Annotated in this window: 25 protein-coding genes and 1 pseudogene; 10 read left to right on the plus strand and 16 right to left on the minus strand. The window is 57.4% G+C overall.

What is annotated here, in order from left to right; all coding sequences use genetic code 11:
- The first annotated feature begins 2 nt into the window (after positions 1-2).
- Genes ACOJCM_RS08720 through ACOJCM_RS08730 form a run of 3 tightly spaced genes read left to right on the plus strand, consistent with a single transcriptional unit; the run spans position 3 to position 2,687 of the window.
- Positions 3-1,166, plus strand: a complete 1,164-nt coding sequence (locus ACOJCM_RS08720; RefSeq protein WP_445211668.1) for an MFS transporter — start codon at positions 3-5, stop codon at positions 1,164-1,166.
- Entirely contained in the window at positions 1,163-1,912 is a 750-nt protein-coding gene (gene arsH, locus ACOJCM_RS08725) for an arsenical resistance protein ArsH (protein WP_445211669.1), read from the plus strand. The genes ACOJCM_RS08720 and arsH overlap by 4 nt, the downstream gene beginning before the upstream one ends.
- A 4-nt stretch (positions 1,913-1,916) precedes the next feature.
- Entirely contained in the window at positions 1,917-2,687 is a 771-nt protein-coding gene (locus ACOJCM_RS08730) for a phosphodiesterase (RefSeq protein WP_445211670.1), read from the plus strand.
- Between the two features lie 18 nt (positions 2,688-2,705).
- Here the strand turns inward: ACOJCM_RS08730 and ACOJCM_RS08735 are convergent, their stop codons facing one another.
- The 5 genes from ACOJCM_RS08735 to ACOJCM_RS08755 all read right to left on the minus strand — a co-directional run bounded on the left by ACOJCM_RS08735 (position 2,706) and on the right by ACOJCM_RS08755 (position 6,111).
- Entirely contained in the window at positions 2,706-3,152 is a 447-nt protein-coding gene (locus tag ACOJCM_RS08735; RefSeq protein WP_445211671.1) for a GNAT family N-acetyltransferase, read from the minus strand.
- Between the two features lie 75 nt (positions 3,153-3,227).
- Positions 3,228-4,166, minus strand: a complete 939-nt coding sequence (locus ACOJCM_RS08740; RefSeq protein ID WP_445211672.1) for a DMT family transporter — start codon at positions 4,164-4,166, stop codon at positions 3,228-3,230.
- A gap of 259 nt (positions 4,167-4,425) precedes the next feature.
- Positions 4,426-4,755 carry a hypothetical protein gene (locus ACOJCM_RS08745; RefSeq protein ID WP_445212069.1) on the minus strand — a complete coding sequence of 110 codons (330 nt, stop codon included), beginning with the start codon at positions 4,753-4,755 and terminating at the stop codon, positions 4,426-4,428.
- Positions 4,756-4,759: 4 nt separating this feature from the next.
- A complete protein-coding gene (locus ACOJCM_RS08750) occupies positions 4,760-5,410 on the minus strand; it encodes a D-alanine--D-alanine ligase family protein (RefSeq protein ID WP_445211673.1) in 651 nt (216 codons plus the stop codon).
- The gene (locus ACOJCM_RS08755) at positions 5,401-6,111 is read right to left on the minus strand and encodes an aspartate/glutamate racemase family protein (protein WP_445211674.1); all 711 of its coding nucleotides are present in this window, start codon (positions 6,109-6,111) and stop codon (positions 5,401-5,403) included. Before ACOJCM_RS08755 ends, ACOJCM_RS08750 begins: the two co-directional genes overlap by 10 nt.
- A gap of 1,430 nt (positions 6,112-7,541) precedes the next feature.
- Between ACOJCM_RS08755 and ACOJCM_RS08760 the strand changes: the two genes are divergently transcribed.
- Positions 7,542-8,246, plus strand: a complete 705-nt coding sequence (locus tag ACOJCM_RS08760) for a LuxR family transcriptional regulator (RefSeq protein WP_445211675.1) — start codon at positions 7,542-7,544, stop codon at positions 8,244-8,246.
- Here the strand turns inward: ACOJCM_RS08760 and ACOJCM_RS08765 are convergent.
- Together ACOJCM_RS08765 and ACOJCM_RS08770 are read right to left on the minus strand one after the other, a co-directional pair.
- Positions 8,243-8,866 (minus strand): annotated as a pseudogene (locus ACOJCM_RS08765) (acyl-homoserine-lactone synthase). The gene ACOJCM_RS08760 and the pseudogene ACOJCM_RS08765 overlap by 4 nt on opposite strands.
- Before the next feature lie 568 nt (positions 8,867-9,434).
- Entirely contained in the window at positions 9,435-10,148 is a 714-nt protein-coding gene (locus ACOJCM_RS08770; RefSeq protein WP_445211676.1) for an FMN-dependent NADH-azoreductase, read from the minus strand.
- 141 nt (positions 10,149-10,289) lie between these two features.
- On the opposite strand from ACOJCM_RS08770, the gene ACOJCM_RS08775 reads away from it, so the two are divergent.
- Positions 10,290-11,210 carry a LysR substrate-binding domain-containing protein gene (locus ACOJCM_RS08775; protein ID WP_445211677.1) on the plus strand — a complete coding sequence of 307 codons (921 nt, stop codon included), beginning with the start codon at positions 10,290-10,292 and terminating at the stop codon, positions 11,208-11,210.
- A gap of 2 nt (positions 11,211-11,212) precedes the next feature.
- On the opposite strand, the gene ACOJCM_RS08780 is transcribed toward ACOJCM_RS08775, so the two are convergent.
- The 3 genes from ACOJCM_RS08780 to ACOJCM_RS08790 all read right to left on the minus strand — a co-directional run bounded on the left by ACOJCM_RS08780 (position 11,213) and on the right by ACOJCM_RS08790 (position 12,641).
- Entirely contained in the window at positions 11,213-11,383 is a 171-nt protein-coding gene (locus tag ACOJCM_RS08780) for a hypothetical protein (RefSeq protein ID WP_445211678.1), read from the minus strand.
- Between the two features lie 74 nt (positions 11,384-11,457).
- Positions 11,458-12,039, minus strand: a complete 582-nt coding sequence (locus tag ACOJCM_RS08785; RefSeq protein ID WP_445211679.1) for a pyridoxamine 5'-phosphate oxidase family protein — start codon at positions 12,037-12,039, stop codon at positions 11,458-11,460.
- Positions 12,040-12,095: 56 nt separating this feature from the next.
- Positions 12,096-12,641, minus strand: a complete 546-nt coding sequence (locus ACOJCM_RS08790; RefSeq protein ID WP_445211680.1) for a carboxymuconolactone decarboxylase family protein — start codon at positions 12,639-12,641, stop codon at positions 12,096-12,098.
- A 138-nt stretch (positions 12,642-12,779) separates the two neighbouring features.
- Between ACOJCM_RS08790 and ACOJCM_RS08795 the strand changes: the two genes are divergently transcribed.
- A complete protein-coding gene (locus ACOJCM_RS08795) occupies positions 12,780-13,685 on the plus strand; it encodes a LysR family transcriptional regulator (protein WP_445211681.1) in 906 nt (301 codons plus the stop codon).
- On the opposite strand, the gene ACOJCM_RS08800 is transcribed toward ACOJCM_RS08795, so the two are convergent.
- On the minus strand, positions 13,682-14,119 hold the full coding sequence (locus ACOJCM_RS08800) for a VOC family protein (protein ID WP_445211682.1): 438 nt from the start codon (positions 14,117-14,119) through the stop codon (positions 13,682-13,684). The genes ACOJCM_RS08795 and ACOJCM_RS08800 overlap by 4 nt on opposite strands.
- A 78-nt stretch (positions 14,120-14,197) precedes the next feature.
- Positions 14,198-15,151, minus strand: a complete 954-nt coding sequence (locus tag ACOJCM_RS08805) for a helix-turn-helix transcriptional regulator (RefSeq protein ID WP_445211683.1) — start codon at positions 15,149-15,151, stop codon at positions 14,198-14,200.
- A gap of 110 nt (positions 15,152-15,261) precedes the next feature.
- On the opposite strand from ACOJCM_RS08805, the gene ACOJCM_RS08810 reads away from it, so the two are divergent.
- Both ACOJCM_RS08810 and ACOJCM_RS08815 read left to right on the plus strand, forming a co-directional pair.
- The gene (locus ACOJCM_RS08810; RefSeq protein ID WP_445211684.1) at positions 15,262-15,969 is read left to right on the plus strand and encodes a glutathione S-transferase family protein; all 708 of its coding nucleotides are present in this window, start codon (positions 15,262-15,264) and stop codon (positions 15,967-15,969) included.
- A 90-nt stretch (positions 15,970-16,059) separates the two neighbouring features.
- Positions 16,060-16,518, plus strand: coding sequence for a cupin domain-containing protein (locus tag ACOJCM_RS08815; protein ID WP_445211685.1), 459 nt, complete (start codon positions 16,060-16,062; stop codon positions 16,516-16,518).
- A 78-nt stretch (positions 16,519-16,596) separates the two neighbouring features.
- Here ACOJCM_RS08815 and ACOJCM_RS08820 read toward each other — a convergent pair whose 3' ends face one another.
- Entirely contained in the window at positions 16,597-16,947 is a 351-nt protein-coding gene (locus tag ACOJCM_RS08820; protein ID WP_445211686.1) for an antibiotic biosynthesis monooxygenase family protein, read from the minus strand.
- A 170-nt stretch (positions 16,948-17,117) separates the two neighbouring features.
- On the minus strand, positions 17,118-17,891 hold the full coding sequence (locus ACOJCM_RS08825) for an SDR family oxidoreductase (protein ID WP_445211687.1): 774 nt from the start codon (positions 17,889-17,891) through the stop codon (positions 17,118-17,120).
- 242 nt (positions 17,892-18,133) lie between these two features.
- On the opposite strand from ACOJCM_RS08825, the gene ada reads away from it, so the two are divergent.
- Positions 18,134-19,300: a bifunctional DNA-binding transcriptional regulator/O6-methylguanine-DNA methyltransferase Ada gene (gene ada / locus ACOJCM_RS08830; protein ID WP_445211688.1), complete on the plus strand. Its 1,167-nt coding sequence runs from the start codon at positions 18,134-18,136 to the stop codon at positions 19,298-19,300.
- Here ada and ACOJCM_RS08835 read toward each other — a convergent pair.
- On the minus strand, positions 19,204-19,749 hold the full coding sequence (locus tag ACOJCM_RS08835) for an Lrp/AsnC family transcriptional regulator (protein WP_445211689.1): 546 nt from the start codon (positions 19,747-19,749) through the stop codon (positions 19,204-19,206). The genes ada and ACOJCM_RS08835 overlap by 97 nt on opposite strands.
- A gap of 67 nt (positions 19,750-19,816) precedes the next feature.
- Here ACOJCM_RS08835 and ACOJCM_RS08840 point away from each other — a divergent pair, with 67 nt between their 5' ends.
- Entirely contained in the window at positions 19,817-20,968 is a 1,152-nt protein-coding gene (locus ACOJCM_RS08840; protein WP_445211690.1) for an MFS transporter, read from the plus strand.
- Between the two features lie 30 nt (positions 20,969-20,998).
- Here the strand turns inward: ACOJCM_RS08840 and ACOJCM_RS08845 are convergent, their stop codons facing one another.
- The gene (locus ACOJCM_RS08845) at positions 20,999-21,790 is read right to left on the minus strand and encodes a helix-turn-helix transcriptional regulator (RefSeq protein ID WP_445211691.1); all 792 of its coding nucleotides are present in this window, start codon (positions 21,788-21,790) and stop codon (positions 20,999-21,001) included.
- Positions 21,791-21,887 lie beyond the last annotated feature (97 nt).

Consider the following 21,887-nt stretch of genomic DNA (forward strand, 5'->3'; position numbering starts at 1 on the left):
CAATGAACTCACGTAATCGAGTGGTCATTGCCTTGGGCGTTTCCCAGACGCTTGCCTGGGGCTCGACCTACTACCTGCCGGCCATTCTGGCCGTGCCCATGGCACAGGATCTCGGTTTGTCTACGGGTACGGTATTCGCGGCGTTCTCCTCGGCGCTGGTGGTGTCGGCGCTGCTGGGGCCGGCGGTAGGGCGGCGCATCGACCGCTTCGGCGGGCGCGACGTGCTGACGGTTTCGAGCCTTGTCTTCGCGATGGGCCTGGTGCTGCTGGGGCTGGCCGCGGGTCCCGTGATGCTGTGGGCCGGGTGGCTGGTGATCGGCGTCGGCATGGGCATGGGATTGTACGAATCGGCCTTCTCGACCCTGGCGGGGCTCTACGGCCGCGGGGCGCGCGGCCCGATTACCGGCATTACCCTGCTGGCCGGTTTTGCCAGCACCGTATGCTGGCCGATAACGGGTTGGCTCAATGCGGAATTCGGCTGGCAGAACGCCTGCTTCACCTGGGCGATAGTGCACCTCGTGCTGGGCTTGCCGCTCAATCGCCTATTGATACCCTTCGGCATTCAACCCTCTGCTCCTCACGCCGAGTCCGCGACCGGCGAAGCGGAATCGACCCTGCTGCCCATGGCACTGCTGGCCTTCGTCTTCGCCGTGACCTGGTTCGTCAGTACCGGCATGGCAGCGCACTTGCCTTGGCTTTTGCAGATCGCCGGCTTGTCGCCGGCCGGGGCCATCGCCGCTGCGGCGCTGGTGGGGCCGGCCCAGGTGGCGGCTCGCCTGCTCGAGTTTTCGCTGTTGCAGCGCTTTCATCCGCTGTTCTCGGCCAAGCTGGCCGTGGTCGCCCATCCCCTGGGCGCGCTTGGCATGATGACGCTGGGGGCACCGCTGGCCACGCTGTTCGTACTGCTGCACGGCGCCGGCAACGGCATTCTCACCATCGCCAAGGGCACGCTGCCGTTGGCCATCTTCGGCCCGCAGGGCTACGGGCTGCGCCAGGGTGTGCTGATGGTGCCGGCGCGCTTCGGCCAGGCATTGGCACCGCTGGCCTTTGCCCTGCTGATCGAGCGCTTCGGTACCCAGGCGCTACTCTTTTCCGCCGCGCTGGGGCTCGCCGCCCTGGGGGCGCTGCACGTGCTTCAACACCGCTCCATGAGGACTGCCACATGAGACTGCGCACGCTGAACGATCCCGACCATTTGCCGGCGCTCGATGCGCGCTTCGCTCGCCAGTGGCCCGGGCAGGGCCTGCCCGATCCGCTAGGCCATCCACCGCGCATCCTGCTGCTCTACGGCTCGCTGCGCGAGCGATCCTACTCGCGGCTGGCGGTGGAGGAGGCGGCGCGGCTGTTACGTCATTTCGGCGCCGAGACGCGGATCTTCGATCCCTCCGACTTGCCGCTGCCGGACCAGGTGGCGGGCGACGATCACCCCGCCGTGCGTGAACTGCGCGAGCTGGCCATCTGGTCGGAGGGGCAGGTGTGGTGCAGCCCCGAGCGCCATGGGCAGATCACCGGTGTGATGAAGACGCAGATCGATCACTTGCCGCTGAGCATGGGCGCGGTGCGGCCCACCCAGGGGCGCACCCTGGCGGTGATGCAGGTCAGCGGCGGCTCGCAGTCGTTCAATGCGGTGAACACCCTGCGCCTGCTGGGGCGCTGGATGCGCATGTTCACCATCCCCAACCAGTCCAGCGTGCCCAAGGCCTACCAGGAGTTCGACGAGGCCGGGCGCATGCGTCCCTCGCCGCTCTACGACCGTATCGTCGACGTGATGGAAGAGCTGGTGCGCTTCACCCTGTTGCTGCGGCCCCACGCCGAAACATTGGTGGATCGCTATTCGGAGCGCCGAGAGGCGGCCGGCGCCAAGGCCGACCCGCTGACGGACAAGGCGGCGGTGGCCCAGGCATCGGAGTAACACCATGCACAAAGTGCTGTGGTTGACGGACCCTCACCTCGTCGAACTTGAAATGCCGCCAGCTTCGGCATCAGCCGACTCCTGGCGGCGGTTCAGGTACTGCCTGGACGAAATACGCCACAAACATGCGGATGCGGAGCTGCTCGTGCTGACCGGCGATCTCGTTCACCTGAACAATACTGGTGCCTATGCGCTGCTGCGCGAAGAGCTGGAAACGTTGCCTATACCTTGTCGGTTACTGGTGGGCAACCATGACGATCGCACTGCGTTGCATGAGGCGTTTCCTGATGTACCCATGGCAGGGGGCTTCGTTCAGGGCGGCGACGATATCGGTGAGACTCGCCTGATCTATCTCGATACCCAGGCAGGCCAGGGGCACCATGGCGAACTCTGCTCCTTCCGGCTCGACTGGCTGGCAGCTCAGCTCGAGTCGGCAGCAGATCGCTCGGTGGCAATCTTCCTGCACCACCCCCCGATGGAAGTCGGTGTGCCTGCGCTCGATCGGCTGAGGCTGCTGGATAGTGAGGGGCTAAAAGCGCTGCTACAAACACGGCGTGCGCCAATATATCTCTTCTGCGGTCATGTGCACCGCAACGTTTCGGGCCGATGGTTCGGCCATCCCTTCGCGACCTTGAAGAGCACCAACACGCAGTTCGCTTTCGATATGCAGGCCGAGCGCCTTTTACGCAGTGATGAATCGCCCGGATATGGCGTGCTGTTGTTCGATGAGGAAAAAATGATCGTCAACTATGTGGATATCCCCACCGGCCTTTGAGAGTGGCGGCCTCCTGCCTTAATACTCGAGAGCCAGCCGCAGCCTGTCCTTGTGCTGGATGCCATTCTCGTAGATCGGTTCGTGGTAGTGAGCGAGGAAATAGTCCCGCTCCACGGCAACGACCCGGAACCCCGCACGCTGATAGAACGTGAGCTGGTAACCGAAAGTGCCGGTGCCAAGCTCGAGGCGCTGAGCACCCGCTTCCCGAGCCGTTGCGACGGCGTGATCCAGTAACCGCTTGCCGATGCCCTTGCGCTGGTGTGCCGGGGCGACGGCAATGTTCATGAGTTCGTGAACGCCTTCGCCTATGGGCTGGACAACGTAAGTGCCGACGTTTTCCCCCTCGAGTGTCGCGACATGGCAAGTCGAGTGTTCGAGGTAGCGCTTGATGGTATCTATCGAAGGGTCTGCTTCCAGCAGCAGCCTGAGAGGAGCAGCGGTGCTGGGGACTTGTTTGATGAGCATGTCGATCTTCCTTTGCCTTACTCTCCGGCAGACAAATTCAAGAGCGGTTTTATCAAAATTGACTGTATAAGAGATCTAGGCTTTGGCTGGCTTTACGAGCCCGACAGTCAGTAAGGCTGAAATAAGTAACAAAAGTAAGGCTAGCGCATCCAGAGCACTTAGAGCCGCGCCAAGCACATACCAACTCAATAGTGTGCCAACCGGAGGTATGGCAAGCAAGATTAGGGCAGCCCTAGCCGTTTCGATCTGTGCTAGTAAATAGAACCATAAACCTTGACATACTGCCATGCCTATCAGGGTGCCATAGGCAAGTCCTAGCCAACCCTTAGTGTCTGCCGGGAAGCTTAATAGTGGCTGAGTTTGAATTGGCAGCAGGAATATCGTCATAAATCCACTGATAAGCAACATCCACATGGTCAAAGCTTTCCCGTTTACAGTAAGGTGACTCCGAGCCAACATAACTGAGCCAGTCGCCCATGAGAGGGCAGCAATTGTCATGAGACCTGCGGCAGTTGCGCTAAACCCAGGGTCTACAAGTACCGAATATGTAATTAGAGAAATGCCAGCGATTCCCGCTCCCAGTGCTACTAGTTGATAAGTCGGATACCTTTCACCCAGTAGTAATTGGATAATGGTAACCCATACTGGCATGGTAAAAGCTATCAGCGCGGCTCGGCCACCCTCCAGAACGGCTATTGAAAATGCCGACAGTATGTTGAACAACCCAACATTTAAAAATGCTAGCAAAGAAAGAAGAGGCCACTCTTTTAATGGGACAAAAATTTTCTCGTCTGCCTTAAAGCAAATAATTACCATAACCATGGCGCCACCCCAAAGTGTCACCAGCCGAAAGGTAATAGGTGGCATCTCAGTAAGTGCAATTTGTGAGGCGGGCCAGTTGCCAGCCCATAACACAACAAGCATTCCAGGAATGAGTATTTTTTTTAGACTCGTCAATTTGGCTCTGCTGACATTATGTTTTGAGAGAAAGTTGCCAAACGTTATCCGTTTCATTTCAATCTCAAGGTTAAATCAATTTTTGGGTAAGAATTTATAGTTATTAAATCCTTCAGGGAGTTTAGGGTGTCACTTGAAAACATCCGGCACTTAATAATTCAGTGATTGTATTTCTATACATCTTGTTTTCCCGTATAAGGGCTTTTACGTTTAGAGACGGATCCGATCCACGCCGGACGGAACATGGATAGGATCCGAACCATTAACAATTCGCGCATTTCATTTGAGAGCTTGTTGCGTGAGGAAAACTCATATTTCACATCACAACATCGTTAGACAGTTCAGGCTGTTTATCATATAATTTTATTGAATTAAACCTTTTGGGCAAAAAGGATCGCATTAGTATCATTTCAATTAGGTGATCGTAGCACATACCCTGCTTATCGAACACGGCTGGAACCACTGATTGAGGCATTAATCCTGGCAACGTATTTACCTCTAGCACATTGATTCTATTGTAAGAATCAACAATGAGGTCTACCCGTGCCACACTGTCAATTCCCATTCTTTCGTAAATGGTTTTAGATAGATCCTTCATCTCATTTTCTAACTTATTATCGAGCTTTGCTGGAATTTCCTTTGTTATTCCCTTATATCCGTTTTTTCATTTCAAAGTCAAAAAAAACTCCGTTAGTTAATATCTCACAAATATCCATAACCTCAACTTCGCCATGTAGGTCATGTACTACAACTGAGTACTCTCTCCCAGCTTCAATAAAAGGTTCAAAAATAAACTCGCCGTAATTAGATAGCGCTTCTATTAGGCCCTGCTCAAGCTGAGATTTGTTTTCTATTATTCTGATTCCTATCGAGGCACCAGATAAAAGTGGTTTAATTATAGCTTTGCCTAGGGAGAGGACTTGATCAATATCGGGATTATTTAAATCTTCTAAAGAACTAATATTTAAGTACAGCGGTTTGAAAGTCGAGAATTTCTCGACGGCATGCTTAAATAGCTCTTTGTTCATACATAATGCAGAAGCAAAATGGTTTGCACCTGTATATGGCATGTTGATCCATTCGCATAAACTTTGCAGTCTGCCATCTTCATGATAATATCCATGGCTAGAAAGAAAAGCTACATCAATTTTGCTGTCATTTAATATTGCGGGTAACATTTCGTTGGCACAGTTAATCAAAACAACTTCATGCCCATTTCTAACTAGTGATTTCTCAATTGCTGGTGTCGCTGACAAAAAAGCCTCATAAGACCAGCCACCGAATAACAATCCTACGCGCATACATCCTCCCTATTTTGTATACGTTCGACCAGCCCACTCACTAGGGCATGAATAGTTGAGACATATCCTTCAGGAATCTCATTCTCGAAATAAAGTGGGAGCTCTATGCATCCTAGTAAGATACAATCTGCTCCCCTTGACAAAAAGTCAGTAGCAATTTTTTCTAACTCTATTCTTCTTTGTCCCTTGCTCTGATGAAAATCATCTGTTAGCGCCATTCTAATGATGTCATTGACCACTTCTTGTTGCTGGTAACTCGGTGTTGATACTTCTATTCCTGCTGACTCTAAAGATGCCATGTATAAATCTATGCCTATTGGTGTTCCGATTATTCCAGCAGTTTTATACCCCCTTTTTAGTATCATTGATGCTGACTCATTAACTATATCAACAAAAGTCACATCATGTGTCGAACATTGTTTGGAGATTTTTTCTGCATGTTTGTGTATGGTGTTGCATGGAATGCCGATCAGCTTAGCCCCGACATTTGCCAATTGTTCTACAGAATGATATACAGTCTCCATAATTTGATCTGACATATACTCGAAGATGTTTTCAATCGGAAGGTTGACAATAACAACATCACGCGAATCTTCAGAAAGTTTCTCCATAAGTAAGCTATATGTAGCTATCGAGGCTCTAGACCCGATACCGCCGATCAAACCGATTCTTGTATGGCTGGATTTTGAAGAGGTTTCCATTTTTCATCCTTGAGCTTATGCGTTGTATAAGCTTCATGAAATAATTTGAACAATCCGTAGTTATGTTATTTATACTTATTTATTTAACCGAGTTTCGGGCGCAATAAATAGATTTTTAATTTCATGTTTTATTTTTAAAATAATATTCGTCAATACACGTTGGTCGTGGTGTGGATGTTAAAAGTCAATAAGCGGTTTTGTCATTTGGATCCTCCTGTGGCTTCATTTTTGTTTTGCCCCTTCCTGATTCGTGACAATAGCTTTAGCTTCACTTATTGTTTATGCATTTATATCAAATTGGATATGTTTAGAAAACTGTCCTATAGTACAGTGGGATGAGAGTTTATGGACAGCAGGACGCTAATTTTTTGTTTTGGACTGTAAGCGATTGAGGAGGTTGACGAAAGGATAGGCGAATTGGTATTGCTATCATAGATATTGTTTTGTGTTTTACTGGGATGATTCTTAGTATATGAGTGATAACATGAAATTAATATTAGAAATCGCCCTTGAGTTTCTGTTGTCAGCGCCACAGCCCGGTGAATTTGTTCTGGGTTCCTAATTGATTCATTAGGGCTTCGTCCAGCACAGCTTCTGAGGTCTTGTTGTCAATTGATGATATATGGCAGCCAAGTACTTCCATGTGGACAGTCCATGCTCCGCGGCAAGCTTGCTCGCCGAACCTTGCCGCTCCAACCTTGTCTCGGATAGGTGGTTCAGCGCTATTACCGGCATGAGGCGATCACTGGCATACTCCTGGCGAGAGGCGGGCAACCCAGGGTTCGCTTGCGTATCTGGCAGCCTCACAGCCGCAGGATGCGCTGTCGCGTCTTAGGGTTCTCACCCGTTGGCAGTCTGCGATATCTGTAGGCCGGGCCCGTCCATGTCAGCGCCGGAGCTATAAGTCCGTAGAGATGGTGCGGACGGAGTCTTGAGCTATATCGGAGAAAGCTCAACTATCCAAAGACCGCATGAGAGCTGTGCAGCTCAACATCACGTACGGCAAAAGCGCGGCCGCAACTGTCCGCTAGTTGGAGTGCCATGAGGGAAAGCCTATGACGATGGTAGTGCTCCTAGAAACCGGTGGTCTGTCGAAGAAACCTCGTCCTAAGCCGAAGTGCTCGATCCAACAGAAGCAAAGGGCGGTTGATCGCTAACTCAGCCTTGGTCGTTGCCTCACCAGAACCACAAGGGCGCTGGGGTATTCGCGTGTCGAGATGCTTGGAAAGTGGATTGATGAGCTCCACCCCGACTTGAGGCGGCGTTTCTTGGGAAGGCTAGAGACAGAGCTTTGTCATGTTCTTTCATTCTATTGGCTGCACCATAGGCTATAGCCTAAGCAGCTTAGATTTATTATGCCGAGCTTCGATGGCATAGTTGTTGTCCATATGGATACATGCGATGATATGCTACTGTGGAAAGGAGGGTGTATGCTTTACGAAATTGAGCAGTTAAATAGCATTACTAAGAAATCTGATTTTTTTTCTCTCTTTGAAGAAATATTGCAGAGCTGCGGTGTGAATAAGTATGCTTATGTTTACACATCTCTATCTCTTGGGCAAGTGAGCGATATTTATATTTTTGGAAATTATGATCGTGCCTGGGTAGATATTTACAAAGACGAGAAATATTATAGAGCTGATCCGGTCATGCTACTTTCATCTCGATCTTCCTTACCTTTTTTTTGGGGAGATATACCAGCGCATGTAAAGAGTAAGTCGGAAATATTCGAGCTGGCTCAAGACTATGGTATTGAAAAAGGGTATTCCATCCCCATGCATAATCCAGGGTGCAGCTTTGGTTCACTCCACCTTTCTGTGGGCCGCAGCGATACAGATTTTGAGGCGCGCATATCGCAAAATTGTCTCTTGTTGAGATTGCTCTCTATTATGGCGCACAATTATTTTTCTCAAGACGTGCAGCAGTTTAACACGGTGCGCTTAAGTTCTCGCGAGAAAGAGTGTCTTTTATGGGTTTCACAAGAGAAGACATATTGGGAAACTGCTGCCATTCTTGGTGTATCCGAAAGGACTATAAAATTTCATATGAATAACATGGCCAAAAAACTTAATGCAGCCAATGCAAAGCAGCTGATCGCGAAGGCCTTGGCTATGAATCTGTTAATCGAAGATTAGCTTGTAGATTGGCTCGCATAGTATTTAGAGGATATTGATTTGTAGCATGCTTTTGTACATGGAAGCAAGCCGTAGTATATTTTTTCTTTTGTTTCCGTTTTTCCTGTCGATAATACCTCCAGCTCCCATCCAGCTAGCATGAGTATTTTTTTCATTTGTTTATTCACTATTACCTCATAATTTTTAATTTCTTTTTGGAGGGCGAAGCTGAGCATAAAAATAAAAAGAGAAATAGTTCTGTCATCAACTATACCTGATCATTTCTTATGCTTTCTCGACTTTTTGTAAATTGGATTGATTGTAAACCTACTTGCTTCCCAAGTGTAGGTGCTGCGAACACGTACGCTATCTGTAAGCCAAGAAAAATGAACGCTACTCAAATTCTTAAGTTGCGATGGACGCAATCGTACACTCCCCTGTATGTCAACCGAGTCTCTAATCAACAGATAGTATGTTCCGTTCGTATCGAATTGGTCGGATTCTGCTTCGCTTCCATTATAGCTTTCAATGGACCAGTTAAGTCTATCTATAAATTGGCTTTTTCTTTGCTTGTACAAAGTGTTTTTAATTCTCGAGGGGGTTTCGCAATATCTGTAAAGCTCTACATCGTAGCTATTCATAACATGGCGTCACTGTTGCAGGATTTGTAATAGTGTTTTAACCTAGTAAAGCATGTTTTGCACCTGAACTAAGGTACAGGTAATAATTTTCTTTTCTCATAATACGTGGTTACCAAAATGCGGTCTCTCAAGCTGTATATCACGGCTAAAAAGTGCCAAGAAACAGATGCATGTTTCGCCTAGACTTCTCAGGTAACGATCAGAGCGGAGAATCATGGGGTCTTCATGTAACTCTATATGCGCAGTGATGTATATCCCTTGGCCATGTGACAGCACAATGCCGTGTTGACTAACAAGACCTCTCGCCTATGACCCACGGTGTGCCGCCCAGCACGCTCTCCCACTTGGCTCAGTACACTCAGCTGGCTGCCTACACGGGTATGTTAGGCTACGTGTGGCTCAATAACAGACTGATCAACCTTGCTCTGAAGCGAGCCCGGAAAGAGCGAACCCACCTATCATCAATTTGCTCAGCCGTATTTTCCCCAAGCGCTTTACCATGCTGGGAGAGGAGCGGAGCGGAGCGCTCAACTGCTTCAAAGCGGCCGAGCGCTTCGAGACGATCTCCTCATGCTGGCAGCGGAACGCTAGTCACTTCGGCGTGCAAGCCCTCGACCAGCCGGTCGATGCGCGCCAGGGCGCTTTTCGTCGAGGCCGTCAGCGCCTCGCCACCTTCCTCTTGATTCTCAATGGCAATGTCGTGAAAGCCGCCGATGCCGATGAATTGCAAGGCGGTGCGCACGCTCGGTTCCAGGTGGTTGAAGGCAGCTAGCGGGCCCTGTCGATCGAAACCGAATCCACCGCGTGCTGAGAGCAGTACCGCATGACGGGGGCGGTCGGCCAGCAGCGGTACGTAGTGTTCCAGCGGCACGTAGGGGTGGGCGCCGTACGCCATGTCGAAATCGACGGTACGGCCGATGCGAACGATATTGTCGATCCAGGCCTTGAAGGCGGCTGGCGGCCCGAAGTTGTACATGGGCACGCCGAGCACCAGGATATCGGCCTGAAGGACTTCATCGACAAGCGCATTGCTTTCGGCAAGCGCGGCCTGCATCGATTCCGTCTTTTGCTCAGCGGGGGTGAATTCGGCTTCGATCCATTCGACGCTGGTCAGCGGCGGCGGGGTGGCACCGATGTCGCGATAAACGATCTCGACAGCGGGCTCCAGCGCTTGCCAGCGGGAGACGAAATGATGGGTCAGGCGGCGGCTATGCGAGCCGTGGTCGTGCGTGCCGGCACGTCCGGGCCGTGGGCTGGCATCGAGGTGAAGTAGACGTGTCATGGGCTTTCTCCTTCGCTGGGTGTAGGATTAATTGGGTGAATTGTTCTCAGCCGTGCTTGCCGGCTTGTTTCATATAAGCCTCAATTGTTGCGGGTCGACAACCGACAATTCTTTTTCACTAATGGAAAATAAAATTCAGCCATGTTGCCGCGACGACTGCCCTCCCTTTCCGCCCTGCGCGCCTTCGAGGCGGCGGCGCGGCATCTCAGCGCCAAGCGGGCGGCCGAGGAGCTCTCGGTCACGCCGACGGCGATCAGCCATCAGATCCGCCAACTCGAGGAGAGCCTGGGAGTCACCCTGTTCGTACGACGGCCGCGCCAGTTGATACTGACGGCTCAGGGGCAGGCCCTGTTGACGGTATTGAGCGACTCCTTCGATACCATCGCCGAGACGGTGGCCAAGCTGCGCCGGCCGCCGGTGCGGCAGGCGGTAACGCTCTCCACCACGCCGGCCGTCGCCGCGCGCTGGCTGCTGCCCTGGGTGTGCCTGCTGCGCGATGCGCATCCGCAGATCGACCTGAGCATTCAGGTCTCCCACGAAGCGGTCGCCCTGGATGGTGTCACCGCCGATATGGCGATTCGCTATGGTGAGGGACCCTGGCCGGGGCTGGTCAACGAGAAGCTGTTCGACAACGTTTTCGTGCCGGCCTGCAGTCCAGCGCTAAAGCTGCGTGAGCCCGCCGAACTGGTGCGCCATACGCTGCTCCACTTCTCTTCGCCCACGCCGGTGGACTGGGCAGCCTGGCAGCGCCAGGTCCAGGTGCCAGGGCTCGATATCAGCGCCAGCTTGTTGTTCTCCGACGAGACCCACGGCATCACCGCTGCCCTGGACGGGCAGGGCGTAGCCCTGATGAGCCGGTACCTGATCGAGGAGGAGCTGCGTCAGGGCCGCCTGGTCCAGCCGTTCGGCCCCGAAATCAAGGCTGCCCCCTTCCAGCTCGTCTACCCTCCCGAGCGGCTTGAGGAGTCGGCCATCGCCGCCGTGCGCGATTGGGTTATTGGCTTGTTGGACCCGCTGTCCAGAGATCGCGCCTGCCGTTCAATCGTCGAGCGACATCCATAATGTCAGGCGTGTCGGTCGTCGGGATCATTTAGCGGCATCAGCCGACCACGCTCGCGATACAACCCGATGTCGCGCAGCATGCGGGAGTCGCATTCCAACAATGCGGCCTGGTTGCGATGTGCGGCAGCGCGTTGCCGGCTTCTCTTCAGCCAAGTCACGACCTTGTTCAGCATGATGTTTCCCTCCGAAGCTATCCGTCTTGGCAACTTGCCGGCTCCCATTGCCGGGCACACTCCGCTTATTGCCCTCAAAAAGCGGGACCATGACTGCCGGCGGGCAGGAACCGCTCCGCGACTTCCGCTTCGGTGAAGCGCGGCGTGATGTGCTGCGGACAGTTGAAATCCAACGCCTCGATGGAAATCATGAAGCCCCTTTCCACTCGGGCGCGGTAGGTGGGGACTTCGAGCCTGGCGATGGTCACCGGGTCGTCGCCTTCTTGAACGATGCGCGCCCGTCCCCAGAGCTTCAGCCGGCGCCGGTTGGCATAGTCGATCAGGAACAGCACCACGCGATCGTCATGCGTGATATTGCCGGCGCTGATGTATTGTCGGTTGCCGGCGAAATCGGCGAAGCCGAGGGTGTGATTGTCGAGGCACTTCAGAAAGCCTGGCGGCCCACCACGATGCTGCACATACGGCCAGCCGTTTTCGCCGACGCTGGCCATGAAGAAGTGATCCTGCGCGGCGATGAAAGCTTGCACCGGCTCGGTCAGGGTGTCGCGTTCGGTCGAGGCGGCATCGATGGGCTTGGTGGCTTCCCGGCTGCCGTAGCGAGCCTGGGCGGCGCGGACCGATGGCGTATAGGCAATCGTCTTGAAAGCGCGTGTCATGGTGGGCTCCTCGATGGGGCGCCATTCGGACTGAACGGCGCCGGGGCGGTTCGAGATCAGGCGACCGAGTCGACGGCGACCCGGTCGAAGTCGATCTCCACGCGGCTGGCCTTGCCGAGGATGTTGGTCAGCAGGTTCAGCCCGACATGGGTGATGATCTCGACAATTTCGCCATCGTCGTAGCCGGCATTGCGGACAGCCTGAAGCTCGGCCGTGGTGACGTCCCCCGTATGTTCGACCAGGGCGCGGGCGAAGGACACGGCGGCGGCAGCCTTGGCGTCCTGGCTGGTGCCGCGGCGATTGGCGGCGATTTCCTGAGGCGAGAGTCCCGCACTCTGGCCCAGGGTGGCGTGGGCGGAAAGACAATATTCGCAGCTGTTCTGTTGTGCCAATGCCAGGGCGATGCGCTCCCGTGTCGGCAGGTCGAGGCTGCCCGAGTCAGCGATCCCATACAGGCCGAGAAAAGCTTGCAGCGCTGCCGGTGAGTTGGCCAATACCTTCAGGAAATTCGGCACCATGCCGAGCTGGGCTTGAACGGACTCGAGCAGTGCTTTCTGCTCGGGATCGGCGGTATGCGGGGTCACGACGTTGATACGGCTCATGGCAAAAGCTCCTCTTGGCTCGTATGCCGCTGGTTCAGCGGATCGCAGCACAGGCTGCGTACGTCACCTTGCCGTATTCCCTTTCGGTAAAGAATCGCCGTAGCATGCAATTGACTGTTTCAATACTTGGAAGGATGCATGGACCGCTTTCACTTGATGTCGGTATACGTGGCCGTGGCAGAGGCGCAAAGCTTTGCCGGGGCGGCGCGCCGTCTGGGGCTTTCGCCGCCCACGGTGACGCGAGCGATCGCCGAGCTGGAGGAGCGGCTGAGCGTGCGCTTGTTGACGCGTACGACCCGGGTGGTACGGGTGACCGAAGCCGGCGCACGCTACCTCGAGGACTGCCGGCGCATTCTGCACGACGTAAAGGAAGCCGATGAGTCTGCGGCAGGACTCGCTGCCACACCACGGGGACAGCTCAACGTGACCGCACCGGTATTGTTCGGCAGGCTGTTCGTGCTGCCGACGCTGCTGGATTACCTGGATGAGTATCCTGAGGTCAACGCCAATGCGGTGCTCCTCGACCGAGTGGTGAACCTCGTCGACGAGGGGTTCGATGTAGCGGTGCGAATTGGCGATTTGCCCGATTCCTCGCTACGCGCCGTGCGCGTCGGGCAGGTAAGGCGTGTGGTTTGCGGTTCACCGGAGTATTTTGCGCAACATGGGCGGCCCGTACACCCGCACGACCTTAGCCGGCATCGTATCGTCATGGCCAGCGGCATTTCGTTGCAGCCGGAATGGAGTTTCTTCCCGCAAGCCGAGGGAAAGGGGGTGTCGTATCGGGTGGCGCCGCGCCTGGTCATCAACGTCAACGACGGCGCCGTGCAGGCGGCGGCCGCAGGCTGGGGCGTGACCCGCCTGCTTTCCTATCAGATCGCTCCCCAGCTCGAACGCGGCGAGCTGGTCACTGTACTCGAGGAATTCGAGGCGCCGCCGTTGCCCGTGCACATCGTACATCGGGAAGGGCGCCGCCCGGCGGCCAAGGTGAGGACCTTCATCGACCGGCTCGCCGAGCGGCTCAGGAGGGAAGCGGTGCTGCGCTAGGCAGCGGCCTGCTGCTCCTTGTCGTAGTTGATCATCCAGGCGACACCGAATTTATCCACCAGCATGCCGAAGCGATGGGCCCAGAAAGTTTCCTCGAGCGGCATATGCACACTGCCATTGTCGGCTAGCGCATTGAAGAGCTGCTCGGCCTGCTGCACCGAATCGACGCCAACCGCGATGCTCGCGCCCTTGATACCCTCGTACGGCGCCGGGCTGCAGGGGGAGTTGTCCGACGCCATCAGCGTCTGGTCGCCGATGCGCAGCCGGGCGTGCATGACAAGGTTGCGCGCTTCCTCGGGGATTTCCATGCCTTCGCTGTCAGGCATTTCGCCGTAGGTGGCCATGGCCTCGAGCTTGGCATCGAAGCAGTGCTGATAGAACTCGAAGGCCTCGCGGCAGTTGCCGTCGAAGATCAGGTAGGTGGAAAGCTGCATGGTGGGTCTCCTGGAGGATTGTTGTTGGTTCTACTTCCCTTCGTCGATTCAACGTAGACGATTTCGACACCCATTCATTTATTTTCTTGCTGCCAACCGTTGCAACCGGGCAGCCTGCGCCAAGAGGGCGTCGCACAGTTCCGGTGGGTCGAGGATATCGAAGTCGAAGGGCTGGTGAGCCAACTGGCGAGCGAACCAGGTCAGGCTATCGGTGCGGGCATGCAGTATCACGGCGCTTCCGTCGGGCGTGAAGACGCCGATATTGCGGCCCAGCTCTGATACGGCATGGGCAACGTCGGTGTGCAGGCGCACGCTGACGGCGGTAGCACGGGGCAGGCTGACGATGCTTCGTGCCAGATGCTCTGCCGGATCGAAGTCTGCCGGCCTGTCGAAGCTGGCCTGGAGCGGCGTGGCCTTGGCAATTCGATCCAGGCGGAAACTTCGTAGATCACGGCGTAGATGGCACCAGCCGCTGACATACCAGCGACCGCCCCGATAAACCAGGCCGTAGGGGTTGAGCACACGCTGGGTAAGCTGGTCCCGGTCGTCCCGGTAGTCGAGCCGGACTCGTTGGCGTGCCTGGGTAGCGGTAGCGAACAGACCCAGCAGGCGTTCATCGCCTGGCACCTTCGCCGGAGGGAGTTCCAGCCGGGCGCTCTCGCTCAGGGCCTGCGCCTGCCGTTGCAACCTGGTGGGCATGATCCGCTCGAGCTTGGCCCGAGCGGTTTCCAGCGCGGGGGCCGTTTCGGCAATGCCCAGTGCCTGGGCGGCGAGCAGTCCCAGCGAGACGGCCAGTGCCTCTTCGCTGGTGAACATCAGCGGCGGCAGCTTGAAGCCCGGCATCAGATGATAGCCGCCGTGCCGTCCGCGTTCGGTGGTGACGGGAATGCCGAGCTCTTCCAGGGCCTGGATGTCGCGCCGCAGTGTACGGCGGTCGATGCCCAGCCGGTCGGCCAGCTCCCGGCCGCTCAGGTGGCGGTGGGTCTGCAGCAGTTCCAGCAATGTCAGAATGCGAACGGTGGGATTGGCCACGTTGGATTCTCCCGTTTAAATAGGACCCGTTTTGCCCTATATAGCCATTACCTTGCTGGCGAGGCCAGGCGCAGAGGGCGCTGGCGTTTCTCACTGCAAGGAGCAAGACAATGGAACCCGTTCTCTTCTATGGCGTACCGCAGGGCTGCTCGTTCGGCTCGATCGTGGCGCTCGAGTGGCTGGGCAAGCCCTATCGCCTGTGCCGCATCGAGATGCTGGAGCAGCCCTGGGACCCGCTCTATGCCAAGGTCAATCCGCTGTTCCAGACACCGGCGCTGTTGCTGGAGGATGGCGAGCCTCTCAGCGAGAGCCTGGCGATCCTGCAGCACCTGGCAGCAGGCGACCTCGAAACGCGGCTAGGCTTCAAACAGGGAAGCCGGGAGTATGACCGGCTGAACCAGATGCTGGCCTATCTCAATACCGACTTCTTCTCAGCCTTCAATCCCTTGTGGGCGCTCTACGAAACCCAAGGGTTGAAGGGGGTGGAGCAGGAATTGCTGCGCCGGTTGGGGCGTGAGCAGGTTGCCAAAGGGTGTGCTCATCTCGATGGACTGTTGGCGGAGCGCGAGTGGCTGCTGGGCGATGCGCATAGCATGGCGGACGCCTACTTCATCGGCATCGCACGCTGGGCCGAGTACCACCGGCTGTTCGATCTCGAGAGTGATTATCCGAACCTGGCCCGGCATATGGCGAAACTCAGGAAAGACCCGGCCATACAGTTCGCCGAGTCAATCGAACGCGGCGAGCAGCCGGTGGGACGGGGCCACTTCAAGGGGCACGTAAGCCTGGGGGAATTGGAGCCGCGTCTGGCTGCGTGAAACAAGCACAAGCCGAGGAAACTCTACGCCGCCGGGCACGCTAAGATCGGGCGATGCCCCGGCGGCGTCTCGACACGAAGGAGAAACGGTATGTATCTATCGTCACAGGATATCGAAGCCCTGGAAGGCGTAAGGAAGGTGCACTTCCTCAATGCCGATGCCGTACGCGTCAACAAGTCGCTGGGCGACGCCGTGGGCATGACCCAGCTCGGCATTCATCAGATCAGCGTGCCGCCCGGCCACTTCTCCACCGAGTACCACTGTCATCGCTACGAGGAGGAGGCCCTCTACGTGCTCTCCGGTACCGGCGTGGCGACCTTGGGCGAGCGCAGGCAACCGATCGCTCCCGGCGATTTCATCGGCTTCCCCATCAATGGTGTGGCGCACGACTTGTATAACGACGGCGACGAGCCGCTGGTGTGTCTGGTGGTGGGCCAGCGCCTGATGCACGACGCTGTCGACTACCCGCGCCTGGCCAAACGGCTATATCGCAACAGTGGCGAATGGAGCCTGGTTGATCATGCCCATATCGAGCACATACCCCGTTAGCCGTGCATCGAAAAGCTGTGCAGTCGAGCTTTTGCGGTTAGAAAAAGCTAACCGGGGCGCTGACTTTGCTGCTGTTCGTCAGGTCCTGTCGTGGCGCTCGCGGCTGTCGGCAGGCGCTTGCTCGCGTTCGTGCATGCCGTAGTCGCGCGTCACTGTGGCGACGCGCAGACGGTAGTCGTCGAAGACCACTTCGCGACCTTGGGCCTGAGCCGCGCGGTGGCGTTCTAGCTGGCGCCACTGGGCCACGGCCTCTTCATCTCGCCAGAATGAGAGCGAGAGGATCTTGCCCGGCTGGGTCAGGCTTTCGAAGCGTTCGATGGAAATGAAGCCATCGATCTCATCGAGCAGCGGGCGAAGGCTGGCGGCAATATCGAGGTAGTGGTCGCGGCGACCGGACTTGGGAATGACTTCGAAGATGACGGCGATCATGGTGGTTCCGTGTTGTCGTTGTAATGCGCGTCCGATACTACTCGTGCTGGCTTCAGGTGGCGATCTCGTAAGCGCTTACCGGGGCGCTGCATTGTGTGCAGGGTAGCAGGGCGAGTGGGTGGTTGCCCGAACGTCAACGGCGCTGCCAGACAGGCAGCGCCGTTTTCCGGTCATAAGGTGCGATTGATGGAGACGCCGCCATCGACCAGCATTGCCGTGCCGGTGACGAAGCTGGATCCATCGCTGGCCAGATAGAGCGCCGCCTGGGCGATTTCCTCCGGCGTGGCCATGCGCTTGAGGGCGTGCAGCTTCTCGACGAAGGCCAGCACTTCCGGTCCGGCGTCTGGGGAGTTGGTGATGCTGGCCGGCGTATCGGTGCCGCCAGGTAGCAGCGCGTTGGCGCGGATACCGTTGGCGCCGAGCTCGGCGGCAAGGCATTTCACCAGGCCCAGGATGCCGGCCTTGCTGGCAGCATAGGCCGCCATGCCGGGCATACCGACAGTATGGCCAACGAAGCTCGAGGTGAATAGCAGGCTGCCACCACCTCGCTGCAGCAGCGCGGGGACTTGGTATTTGGCGCCCAGGAAGGCGGCGGTCAGATTGGTCTCCATGACATCGTGCCAGTCACTCGGCGACATATCCTGTATGGGTGCCATGGGCCCCACGACGCCGGCATTGTTGAAGGCGATATCAAGCCCACCGAAGCGCTCGATGGCGGTGACGACCAGGCGCTCAGCCAAACTCTCGTCGCGCACGTCTCCGCTTACGGCGACGGCAATGCCACCGTCGCATGCGATGGCTTCGACCAGCGCATCGAGTTCGTCCCGACGGCGAGCGCTCACTACGACCTTGGCGCCTGCGCTGGCGAAGAGACGCGCGGCGGCACGGCCGATGCCCGAACTGGCCCCGGTGACGATGGCGACTTTTCCGGCAAGTGTGTTCATAGGGTTATCCTCTCTCCAGGTTGGCTGGGGACACCGATCGCGGCCCCTTGTCGAACCCTGAGGGAGGGAGCCGGCAGGCTCACTCCGCTTATTGCCGCTGAATCGAAAAAACTTGCAATGCTATGCTGCGAATGTTGTGAAGAGGTGGGTTCGCTTTGAAAGCAAGGGACGGAGTGTGGCAGGTAGGCTCGGGGGCCATCCTGTACTCATGGTGAACGCCGAATCCACAGTGGAGGCCCGTCATGAGCGAGACAACGAGCGAATTACTTGCCGCTTTCGATTCCGATGAAGCGAAATGGGCGGCGGTGCTGGCCCGCGACGCCGCAGCGGACGACGCTTTCGTCTATGCGGTGCGTACCACCGGGATCTATTGCCGCCCCACCTGCCCGTCGCGCCGGCCGCGCCGTGAAAACGCCGAGTTCCATGACGATGCGACGGCGGCCGAACGGGCCGGCTATCGTCCCTGCCAGCGTTGCCGGCCTCAGGAACTCTCCCTGACTCGCCGCCATGCCGAGAGCGTTGCCCGTGCCTGTCGGCTGATCGAAACCTCCGACGAACTTCCTTCGCTCGACGAACTGGCGCAAGCCGCAGGGCTGAGCCGCTTCCATTTTCATCGCGTATTCAAGTCGATCACGGGCCTGACACCCAAGGCCTATGCCGTGGCGCGGCGCGCAGAGAGGGTACGTGCCGAGCTGTTGCGCAACGAGACGGTGACCGAGGCGATGTACGAGGCGGGCTTCAGCTCCAGCGGACGTTTCTATGCCGCTTCGTCACAGATGCTCGGTATGACGCCGAAGCGCTACCGTGCGGGAGGAGAGGGCATGGAGATTCGCTTTGCTCTGGGAGAATGCTCGCTAGGCACGATTCTGGTCGCGGCCAGCGAAAAGGGCATCTGTGCCATTTCCCTGGGCAACGATCCGGAGCAGCTCTTGCAGGAGTTCCAGGATCGTTTTGTCAGCGCCACCTTGATTCCCGGAGGCAAGGATTTCGATGCCTGGGTGGCCCAGGTGGTGGGCTTCGTCGAAGCGCCTGGCCTTGGGCTATCGCTGCCGCTGGATATTCGTGGCACTGCCTTTCAGCAGCGGGTCTGGCAGGCGCTGGTCGAGATTCCCGTGGGCGCTACGATCAGTTATGCAGAGTTGGCGGAGCGTATCGGCTCTGCCACGTCGGTGCGTGCCGTGGCCAGGGCCTGCGCCACCAATTCCATTGCGCTGGCCATTCCCTGCCACCGGGTCGGGCGCAGCGACGGGGGGCTCTCGGGTTATCGCTGGGGCGTCGAGAGAAAGCGTGCCCTGCTCGAGCGGGAGAAAAATCACGAACTCGTCGGCGACTCGTGCACCGATTCCTCCAATGCTTCGGTGATTCCCGCTTGCGGGGTGCGCTCGAGGAACGTCGACAGCACGACATAGCTGCGCGTGGCTTTTACGCACGGTAGGGCATAGAGCCGAGCGAGCAGTCCCTCGAGTGCTCGACTGCTGGCGCAGCGAACCTTGAGCAGCATGCAGGCGTCGCCAGCGACGGAATGGATCTCCTCGACCTCAGGCAACTCAGAGAGCGCCAACAGTTCCTTGGTCTTGCCCCATCCCGTGGAATCGACATGCACGAAGGCCAGGAAGGGCTTGCCCATCTCGGGGCCGTCCAGCATCGCCACCGTGCCGCGGATGCGCCCTGTGGCGCGTAGCCGCTTGACCCGCTCGTGCACGGCCGGTGCCGAAAGCCCGACGCGGTTGCCCAGCTCGGCGTAGCTGAGCCCGGCGTCCACTCCCAGTTCACCTAATATTTTTCGGTCGAAGGCGTCAAGCGGGCGTGTCTCCTGCCCCCTGTCCCGAATGGCTTCTGTTTTTTCCAGGTTCGGCATTTTGGCGATTGCTCCGAATGAGATTCCTTTATTCAATGCTAGTGTTGAATCACATATGGAGCTAGCCGTGATTACGCGTCGCCTTCTTCTGTTGACTGCAGCCATTGCCGTAATCGGTGCCAATTCGCTGGCGCTGAGTCCCATTGCCGCCTCGGTGGCGGAGGCGTTCTCTGGTCACAGCGCGGCCGATGTGATGACGGCGGCGGCCTTCTACGGCCTGGCCACGGCTTGTAGTGCGCTCTTCCTGGCATCGATGGCGGACCGCATCGGCGCCGAGCGCGCACTGGTGCGAGCCCTGCTGGTGCTGGCGGCGGCGCTGGTGCTGGCGGGAACCGCGCCGTCACTGGTGGTCCTGATTGGCGCCCAAGCGCTGGCCGGGCTGGCGGCGGGCGTGGCGCTGCCGGCCGTCTATACGCTGGCCGCCCAGGTGGCGGTGAAGGGGCGCGAGAGCGAAACCCTGAGTTTCGTGCTCACCGGCTGGACGCTGAGTCTGGTGGCGGGTGTCAGCCTGTCGGCGGTACTGGCCGATATCGTGCACTGGCGCGCCGTTTTTACATCACTGGCGATGGCGTCCCTCATCCTGGCATCGGGCGTGGCACGCTGCCGTGAGTGGGGCAGTGTGCGTGCCGTCATGCCGACGTCGCCCCTCACGGCGCTGCGTGTTTCCGGAGTTCCCGTCGTGCTGGGCAATGTGGCGGCCTTCATGACGGCGTTCTATGGCCTGTACAGCTATCTTGGTCCGCATATCAGCGAAACGCTGCAGGCTTCGGCCTCTTTCGCCGGGCTGGCCATCGCCGTTTACGGTGTCGGTTTCGGCATAGCCGCTCCCTTGGGTCGCTGGGTCGATCGTCATGCGATGAGCACGGTGGCGTGCGTCGCGTTTGCCGGCTTGATTCTCATCTATCTCGGCTTGATGGCGGCGGCCATGCTTCCCCTGCTCCTGCTGCTTTTTTGCTTCGGCTGGGGGGTGGGCAATCATGTCGGCCTCAACCTGCTCCTGCGCCGCCTGGGGGAGCTTGATCCCAATCAGCGCGGTGCCATCATGGGGCTGTATAGTGCCATCACCTACCTCTGCGTCTTTGTTGGCGCGTTGCTCTATCGGCCGATCTTCCTGCATTTCGGCTTTGCTGCCTGCGCTTGGGCCTCGGCAATGCTCGTGCTGCCCTCGCTGGGCTGGGCGCTGGGGCAGCGGCGCAGGAAGCAGGCGGCGCTGGAGTAGAGATCACGATGATGTCGGGCCATCGCGGGATCAGGCCGAGGCGACATAAACCACCATCCTGAGGTGACGATGCTCGTCCACCAGCAGCGTGGCGTGTTCGTATTCCCTTGGATTCGAATCGGCGTCGAGGATGGTGCCGATGCCGTAGCGGTAGGCTTCAAGATTGGGCTGATTCCACCAGCGGCGAAAATCCGGTGAGAGCTTGGCGAGCGCATCGATCAATTCCTGCATGGCCGGGTCCTCGGGGGCGGCGGCCAGGTCGCAGCGGAACTGGGCCAGCAGGCGAGAAGCGTCTTGCCGCCATCCGGGGAGGCGCTTGCGCAGTGCCGGATCGGCGAACAGCAGGCGCATCATGTTGCGCTCGCCGAGCTCCCTGTCGCTGAAGCCAAGCAGGGCATCGGCAGCGGCGTTCCAGGCGATGACGTCCCAGCGCAGGTTCATCACGTAGGCGGGCCTTGGCATGTCGTCCATCAGCATCTGCACCAGGGGCGGAATTTCCTGCCACTGGTAGGCTTCCACCGGCGGTGGGCGGCGATGGGCGAGCAGGAAAAGGTGGCAGCATTCGGCGTCGTCAAGCTTGAGCGCCTTGGAGACGCTGAGCAGAAAGTTCTCCGAGACGTTGATGTCGCGCCCCTGCTCGAACCAGGTGTACCAGGTCAGTCCTACCCCGGCGAGGGTGGCCACTTCCTCCCGCCGCAGCCCTGGCGTGCGCCTGCGCCCGGTGGAAGGCAGGCCAACATCGGCCGGCGTCAGCTTGTTGCGGTGATGGATCAGGAAGTCGGTGAGCTCGCTGCGGGTCCTGTCGAGGCTGCGTCCGGCCATGGGATGGCTCCAAAGAGTATCGCTAGATAGTACCGCGAGTAATAGGATAACTGGCTATATTGTAACCCTACCAAGTTGCGCCAAGACTACCATGCCA

Source organism: Billgrantia hypersalina (genome assembly GCF_052584175.1).